Genomic DNA, 6279 nt, shown 5'->3' with positions numbered 1-6279 from the left:
TACCTCTCCACCGCCGCCAAACACGGCAGGCACTTCTTCGACACCCTCGTCATGCTCGCCGAGGGACGGCCCTGGCTGCCCGCACCCCAATGACCTGACTAGTTACCCGGGCTCCAGCAGGCGTGCAGCGTCACCGAGTGCGCGTCGGCAGCGGCGAGTTCCCGGTAATGAACGCCGTCCACGCCCATCGCTGTGATCGAACGGGGCACGAGCGCGCAGCCGAGGCCGGCCCGGACCAGCGCGAGCATCGTCGGCACCTGCGATACGAGTCGGCTCACGCGATAGGTGTCCATGCCGATCATCGCCGCGCAGATGTCGTGCAGGTAGCGCGAGCCCTCAGGGCTGTACCCGATGTACTCGGTGGTGACCTCGGTCAGCGCCACGGGCCCCTCGGCGCGGGCGTGGGGATGCGCCTCGGGCACGGCGAGCACGAGGTCCTCGGAGTGCACCAACACCGACGCGAACTGGTCCGGGATCGGCGGCCGCACGAGGCCGATGTCGAGCTCCATCCCGGCGAGTGCGTCGAACTGGGCGGGGCTGGCCAGTTCCGTCAGCGCGACGCTGACCGCCGGCAGGCGCTCGTGCACGACGCCCAGGAAGTCCGCCAGCACCGCATACGCCCCGATCGCGGTGAACCCGATCCGCAGCGTGCCCGTCTCCCCCTCGGCCGCGCGGCGGGTGGCGTCCGGCGCCACGTCGATCAGGGCGAGCACCCGCCGGCAGTGGGCCAGGAAGACCTCGCCGGCCGCGTTGAGCCGCACACCGCGGCCGACGCGGTCGAACAGGTCCACCCCGAGCGTGGACTCGAGCCCCTGCACCTGGCGTGACAGCGGCGGCTGGGTGACGTTCAGACGCGCTGCCGCCCGGCCGAAGTGCTGTTCCTCGGCGACGGCCACGAATCCGCGGAGCTGGTGCAGGGACACATCCATGCCGCGGACGGTATCGGTTCATACGGAATCGGGCTTGGACGCGCATGGACTCCCGGACTTAGCGTCCTCGCGTTCCCACCGCACGTCCCCGAGGAGCCAGCTTGCCCCGCATCGCCGTCGCCATGACCCCGCACCGTGTCGCCGACGTGTGCGATGCCGCCACCCGCGCCCTCCTCGAGGAGCGCTTCGACGTGGTGTGGGCCGGCCCCGAGCTGGACGCCGCAGAGCTGACCCGGCTCGTCGCCGGGTCCGACGTCGTACTCACCAGCTGGGGCACCCCGCACCTGGACACCGCGCTGTGGGCCGACGGCTCCGGTCCGGCGATCGTCGCCCACGCGGCCGGCTCGGTGAAGAAGCTGATCGACCCGGCCGTACTGGACCGCGTGACCGTGTTCTCCGCGGCCGGGCGGATCGCGTGGTCGGTGGGCGAGTACTGCCTCGCGGCGATCCTGACCCTGACGCGGCAGCTCCCCCGCTTCGACACCGCGATGCGGGCGGGCGAGTGGAAGCCCGGGTACCTGCGCGGCCACGAGATCCGCGGCCGGTCGGTCGGGATCCTGGGCGCGAGCTCCACGGCCCGCGCGCTGATCACGCTGCTGCGCCCGTTCGGCTGCGACGTACGCGTCTACGACCCGTACCTGGACGCCGAACGGGCCGCGGCGCTCGGCGTGCGCACCGTCGCCCTGGAGGAGGCACTGGCCTGCCCGATCATCTCGGTGCACGTGCCGAACGTGCCCGAGACGGCCGGCATGGTCAGCCGCGGGTTGATCGACGCGCTCCCGGACGGCGCGGTCGTCGTCAACTCCTCCCGCGGCCCGGCGATCGACCAGGACGCGCTGCTCGAGCACGTGCTCGCCGGGCGGATCTCGGCCACCCTCGACGTCTACGACACCGAGCCACCGACGCTGGCACCCGAGGTGCTGGCCGCGCCGAACCTGCTGCTCAGCCCGCACGTCGCGGGCGACACCACCGAGGGGCACCTGGCGCTCGCCGGACACGTCGTCGCCGACGTGGTCGCGTTCCTCGACCGCGGCGAGCGCGGGCCGAGCCTCGTCGACCCCGCCACCTGGGCGATCGCGGCATGACGGGGCGCATCAGGACGGTGGAGGTCTTCCCCGTCGCGGTGCCCTTCGCCAAGGGCTTCGTGCTCGGCAGCGGCGCCGTCGGTACGCCGGACAGCGCGGGGGACGTGCTGTTCGTCAAGATCACAACCGAGGATGGGGTCGTCGGGTGGGGCGAGCAGCGTGCGCTGCCCAGCTGGAGCTACGAGACGGCCGAGACGATCGCGGTGGTGATCAAGCGCTACCTCCAGCCGTTGCTGCTCGAGCTCACCCCGTTCGACGTGGAGCTGTTCCACAGGCGCGCCAACCGGGTATTGAGCCCCTCGGTGTCCAACGGCTTCCCGTTCGCCCGCGCCGCCGTGGATCTCGCGATGCACGACGCCGCAGGCCGCGCGGCCGGCCTGCCGGTGCACGCCCTGCTGGGCGGCGCCGTGCACGCGGAGATCCCGCTCTGCTCGGCGATCGGGGTGGACGCCCCGGCCGCGGTGCGGGAGCGGGTGCAGCAGTCCGCGGACTACGCCGCGTACAAGGTGAAGATCGCGGGCGACCCGGACGCCGACGCCGCAGCGGTCGTCGCGGCGGCCGAGGTGGCCGGCGGGAAGCCGCTCTGGCTCGACGCGAACCAGTCGTACCGGCCCGCCGCGCTGCGGCAGCTGCTCGGCGCGATCGGCGGCGTGCCCGGCCTGCACTGCGTCGAGCAGCCCGTACCCAGCACCGACCTGCTCGGCCTGCGGCGGCTGCGCGCGATGATCGACCTGCCGGTCGCGATCGACGAGGGCAGCTTCACCGCCGCCGACCTCGCGCGCACCGTCGCACTGGACGCGGCCGACCTCGTCGTCGTCAAGATCGGAAAGTCCGGCGGCATCCGCAACGCGCTCAAGACCGCGCAGGTGGCGCAGGCCAACGGCGTCGAGCTGCTCGCGAGCGGTCTGACCGACTGCGGGATCGGGTTCGCCGCCGCGCTGCACGTGTTCAGCCAGCTCGACCTCGCGCTCCCGGCCGAGCTGAACGGCCCGGAACTGCTGGCCGACCTCTACGTCGGCGGCCTGCGGATCACCAAGGCCGTCGCCACCGTGCCCGACGCTCCCGGCCTCGGTGTGGAGGTCGACGAGGAGCGCATCCGCGCCGAGGCCCGCGACCTGACCTTCACCTGAGACCCCGGGAGACGACGATGCCTCACCGACTCGCCCGCCGCGACCTGCTGAAGCTGGCCGGGATCACCGGCCTCGGCCTGGGCGCGAGCGGACTGCTCAGCGGGTGCGGGGGCCGCCCCGAGGGCGCCGCCACCTGGTCGATGTGGTCGAGCAGCGCTGCGGAGACGCAGGTCTGGAGCGACTTCAGCGACTACGTCGAGCAGCAGATGGGCGTCGCATCCATCCCGACGCTGACCCCGTCGGGCGGTTACCCGACCAAGCTCGACCTGCAGCTGGTGAGCGGCACGGCCGGCCTCGTCACCGCCGTCAACGGCTGGCTGCTGCCCACCTACGCCGCCCGCGGTGCGCACCGCCCGCTCGACGACCTCATCGCGGCGGACCCGGAGTTCGACCTCGACGACTTCTACCCCGACATCCGCGCCATCTCCTCTTTCGGCGGGCGCACCTACGCCGTCGGGTTCGATGTGGCGCCGAACGTGCTGTACGTCAACAAGACGCTGCTCGCCGAGCAGGGGATCGACCTGCCCTCGCCCACGGAGCCGATGCCGTGGGCGCGGTTCCGGGAGCTGGCGATCGCGCTCAGCGCGCCGCCGGACCGGTACGGGTTCACCTGCGCACCGAGCATCGACGACCTCGTCTCCTGGATCTACAGCGCGGGCGGCGACGTCATGAACGCCGACGCCACGGCCAGCGCGCTCGGCACCCCGGAGGCGATGGAGGCCCTCGACTTCGTGATCGGGCTGTTCGTCCGCGACCGGGTCACGCCGCCGATCACGAACCTCGTCACCGTGAGCGCGCTGTCGAACTTCCTCGAGGGCAACGTCGCGTTCATGCAGAACGGGCCGTGGCAGGTGGTGAACGTCCGCAAGGCGGAGTTCGACTGGGACATCGTGCCGTTCCCCGCCGGACCCGCCGGGAGCAAACCCCGGGTGTCGGGCTCGAGCTTCGCGATCCCCGCCGGTCTCGAGGGAGCCGACCTCGAGCTGGCCTGGACCTTGCTCAAGACCCTCACCAGCACCGGAGCGCTCGACATCTACGCCCGCGCCGGGCGCAACAACCCCGCCCGCTTCTCCGCCGGTTCGGCGTTCCGGCCGCCACCGGACAACCTCGGCATCGTCCAGCAGATCCTCGCCGGCGAGCTGGCGGGCGGCCACCCGTTCGAGGTGACCACGAACTGGAACCAGGTCCGCCAGCTGCTGGGCCAGGACCTGCCACGCAGCTTCCTCGGGCAGCTCACCGTGGCCGAGGCCGTCGCCGGCCTCACGCCGCGGCTGGACGTGCTGATGACCCAGCACCAGGAGAACGTCCGCCAGGCCGCCCAGCGGCGCCAGTGATCACCCCATCAGCGGAGGAGGGCACCGTGGCCGTCCAGACCATCGCCGGATCGACGGGCACGTCCGGCAGTTCACCCCCGAACGGGCCGCCCCGGCGCCGCATGCGTGACGGGCAGACCCGCGCCGCCTGGCTGTTCCTGCTACCGAGCTTCGCCGGGTTCGTGGTGTTCACCGCCGGTCCGGTGGTCGCGGCCGGCGTGATCTCGCTGCTGGACTGGAACCTGTTCAGCCCGCCCACCTTCGCCGGGTTGCGCAACTTCTGGCGGCTCGGCGAGGACCCCACGTTCTGGTCGGCGCTGGGCAACACCGCGTACTTCACGTTCGTCAGCGTGCCGCTCACGATCGTCGTGAGCCTGGCGCTCGCGCTGCTGCTCAACCAGGGGTTGCGCCGCGTCGCGGCGTTCCGCTCGCTCCTGCTGCTGCCCTACGCGACGATCACCGTGGCCGTCGCGTTCGTGTGGATCTGGCTCTACATCCCCACCGGCGGGCTCGTGAACACCGTGCTCGCACTCGTCGGGATCGACGGGCCTGCGTGGCTGATCTCCGACACCTGGGCCATGCCCGCGCTGATCGTGATGAGCGTGTGGAAGGGCTTCGGCTTCGGGATGGTCGTGTTCCTCGCCGGTCTGCAGGCGATCCCGCAACAGCTCTACGAGGCCGCGAAGGTCGACGGCAGCAGCCCGTGGCAGAGCTTCCGCAACATCACGCTTCCGATGCTCTCGCCGTCGTTCTTCTTCGTGGTCGTCACCTCGATCATCGGGTCGTTCCAGGTGTTCGACCAGGCGTTGATCATGACCAACGGCGGTCCGGGCACCGGCACCACCACGCTCGTCATGTACATCTACCGGACCGGCTTCGAGAACTACGACCAGGGCTACGCAGCCGCGCAGTCGCTGGTGCTGTTCGCGTTCATCGCCGTGATCACCGGAATCCAGTTCGTCCTGCAGCGGAGGCTGGTCCACTATGACAACTGACGCCCTCCTGTGGCGCCGGAAGCTGGTCGTCTTCACCTGCTTCCTCGTCACCGCCGTCACGCTCGTCCCGGTCGTGATGATGGTGCTGGTGGCGTTCCAGTCCGACACCGAGTCGATGGCGGCGAGCCCGTCGTTCTGGCCGAGCAGCTGGCACCCGGAGAACCTGGTCCGCGCCTTCGAGCTCGTGCCACTCGGGCGCTACCTGCTCAACACCGTGATCTTCGCGGCCGGCACCACCCTGCTGGAGACGATCACCGCGGCGCTCGCGGCGTACGCGTTCGCGCGGCTCGAGTTCCGCGGTCGTGGCGTGCTGTTCGGGATCTACCTCGCCACGCTCATGATCCCGTCGCAGGTGACGCTGATCCCGCAGTTTGTGCTGGTGGCGCGGCTGCAGGGCATCGACACCTGGCCCGGGATGATCCTGCCGCACGCGTTCACCGCGCTCGGGGTGTTCCTGCTGCGCCAGTTCTTCCTCGGCATCCCGCGCGACTACGAGGAGGCGGCGCGCCTGGACGGGGCCAACCGCTGGCAGGCGTTCACCCGCGTGATCCTGCCGCTGGCCGTGCCCGCCATCGCGACGCTCGCGGTGTTCAAGTTCATCGGGCAGTGGAACAACCTGCTCTGGCCGCTGGTGATCTCCAACAGCGACGCGACGCGCACCGTCGCCGTCGGGCTGCAGGTCTTCCAGGACACCAACGGCACGCAGTGGAACCTGCTGCTGATGGCGGCGACGGTCACGACCGTCCCGCTGATCGTCATCTTCTTCCTGACCCAACGGTGGTTCGTCCGCGGGATCACCATGAGCGGGCTCGGAGGCCGCTGACAGC

General features: G+C 71.0%; 6 protein-coding genes. 5 read left to right on the top strand and 1 reads right to left on the bottom strand.

The annotated features are described in order from the left end of the window. Positions 1-98 precede the first annotated feature (98 nt). Entirely contained in the window at positions 99-929 is an 831-nt protein-coding gene (locus CFP66_RS22505) for a LysR family transcriptional regulator (protein ID WP_094927092.1), read from the bottom strand. A gap of 101 nt (positions 930-1030) precedes the next feature. On the opposite strand from CFP66_RS22505, the gene CFP66_RS22500 reads away from it, so the two are divergent. From CFP66_RS22500 to CFP66_RS22480, 5 genes are read left to right on the top strand one after another with little or no spacing between them, the layout of a single operon-like run. After that, entirely contained in the window at positions 1031-2014 is a 984-nt protein-coding gene (locus CFP66_RS22500; RefSeq protein ID WP_094927091.1) for a hydroxyacid dehydrogenase, read from the top strand. Next, complete coding sequence (locus CFP66_RS22495; RefSeq protein WP_094927090.1) at positions 2011-3144, top strand: mandelate racemase/muconate lactonizing enzyme family protein; 1134 nt, start codon at positions 2011-2013, stop codon at positions 3142-3144. Before CFP66_RS22500 ends, CFP66_RS22495 begins: the two co-directional genes overlap by 4 nt. Before the next feature lie 17 nt (positions 3145-3161). Further along, the gene (locus tag CFP66_RS22490) at positions 3162-4478 is read left to right on the top strand and encodes a sugar ABC transporter substrate-binding protein (protein ID WP_094927089.1); all 1317 of its coding nucleotides are present in this window, start codon (positions 3162-3164) and stop codon (positions 4476-4478) included. A gap of 26 nt (positions 4479-4504) precedes the next feature. After that, positions 4505-5452, top strand: coding sequence for a carbohydrate ABC transporter permease (locus CFP66_RS22485; protein WP_198961594.1), 948 nt, complete (start codon positions 4505-4507; stop codon positions 5450-5452). Next, positions 5442-6275, top strand: coding sequence for a carbohydrate ABC transporter permease (locus CFP66_RS22480; protein ID WP_094927088.1), 834 nt, complete (start codon positions 5442-5444; stop codon positions 6273-6275). The genes CFP66_RS22485 and CFP66_RS22480 overlap by 11 nt, the downstream gene beginning before the upstream one ends. Positions 6276-6279: the final 4 nt, after the last annotated feature.

Origin of the sequence: Pseudonocardia sp. MH-G8 (assembly GCF_002262885.1) — a bacterium.
GTDB lineage: Bacteria > Actinomycetota > Actinomycetes > Mycobacteriales > Pseudonocardiaceae > Pseudonocardia.
Note: the sequence above shows the minus strand (reverse complement) of the source record. Positions and strands in the feature narration are given on the sequence as shown.